The sequence below is a fragment of the Streptomyces sp. SID12501 genome (genome assembly GCF_010550245.1).
Taxonomy (GTDB): Bacteria; Actinomycetota; Actinomycetes; order Streptomycetales; family Streptomycetaceae; genus Streptomyces.
In genome coordinates this window covers 1-1,564 of record NZ_JAAGLU010000098.1, presented here as the reverse complement: position 1 = coordinate 1,564, position 1,564 = coordinate 1, and the positions used below count along the sequence as shown (strand labels likewise).

Annotated in this window: 1 protein-coding gene; it reads right to left on the bottom strand. The window is 68.2% G+C overall.

The features are described from left to right. Positions 1–227: 227 nt before the first annotated feature. Positions 228–1,499 (bottom strand): IS701 family transposase, encoded by a 1,272-nt coding sequence (locus G3I71_RS44560; protein ID WP_203732994.1) that lies wholly within the window; start codon positions 1,497–1,499, stop codon positions 228–230. Between the last annotated feature and the right edge of the window lie 65 nt (positions 1,500–1,564).

Sequence of the window (1,564 nt, the reverse complement as noted above, 5' to 3'; positions counted from 1 at the left end):
GTACTACAGCCTCAGATCTTGAGGTTGTGATCGGTTCTGCTCGGGTTGCCGCCAGGGGCGTAGGCGGGTGGGCAGGGGGTCGCCGCGCCGGTTGTAGTGGCTGATGGTGGCCCGGGTCTGGTGCAGGGCTCGCCAGTGGTGCTGCCGGAGGTGGTAGGTGTCGCCGTGGTGGGTGGTCAGGGCGGTGGCCGCGAGGAGCGTGGCGAGGGCTGGGACGGTCAGCCGGATCAGCGGAAGGCGGCGCTCCTTCCTGCTGTCACCTGTGCTTTTCCCTCGTCTGCCGGGTTCAGGCCGGCGGGCTGTTCGGGGAGAGCGGCTTCGGATTCGGGTTCCGGGTCGCAGTGGCGGGCACGCTGGACGGTCAGGAAGGCCAGGGCGAGCATTGCGCAGGTGACGTGCCGGTGCCAGGAGGTCCAGCGGCGGACCTGGTACTGGCCGAGTCCGGTGACCTGCTTGGCGAGTTCGTTGTTCTCCTCGATCTTCCAGCGGACCCCGGCCCTTACGACCGCCTCGGTGACCGGGTCGTCGGCGGGGCAATGGACAAGGAAGTACGCGTACTCGTGGTCGACGCGGCCGCCGGCCAGTTGCTTCTTCTCCGTGCTGCGGCGTATCAGCAGCTGATGGGCGAAGCCCTCGGCCGGCATCTGTCCGGGCAGGATGACCTCGAACCAGGTCCAGTCGTAGGCACGCTGCCCCTTGGATCCCTCGCCCTGGCTGCGGCGCTCCCACTTCTCGCGCACCGTGGCGTAGTGCAGCAGGTCACCGGCCGCCGTGACCTTCGGCAGGTACGGCTTGCCCGCAGGACCTTGAACCGGCAGCGTGACCGGCACAGCGAGTACGTAGCGGATCTTCCGTTCCTGCAGCCAGGACCTGAGGGCGGGGTCCTTGCCGTAGTCCGCGTCCGCGGCCACCCAGGAAAACGGCAGGCCGCCGACGACCGCGGCCTCCAGCATGGCCAGGCCCAGGTGCGGCTTGGTCGCGAAGGTGACCTCGTCGGGCACCCCGGCCGCCCGGCACCGCTCACGGTCCTTCGTCCAGGACTGCGGCAGGTACAGGCGCCGGTCGACGAAGGTGTGACCACGCGCGGCGGCGTAGGTGAGCATCACCATGACCTGGCAGTTGCGGACATCACCGGTTGTCCCGCAGTGCTGGTGGCCGACTCCGACGGACCTGTCACCCTTCTTGATCACCTGGGTATCGTCCAGCACCAGCGTCGCGCCCGGATCCCCCAACTCCCGCGTCACGTACGCCTGCACCTCGGCCAGCAGCGCGTCCGCGCTCCAGGACGCCTCACCCAGGAACTTCTGGATCCGGTGCGGGGTGGCATGCCCGGCCCTCCCCGCCATCGTCCAGCCGTTCTTGCGGCCCAGGTCCGACAACAGCCCCTCGACGAGATCGGCGAACACCTCCCGCGGCTCCGGCCGGGCGAACAGATGTCCCAGCCCTTCCGTGAGCGCCGCCAACTCCTCGGCCCAGCCATCGACTTGCTCAAGACTCACATCAACCAGCATGTCCAGACAACGTCAGCAACGATCAGAAGTCACATGATCTGAGGCTGTAGTAC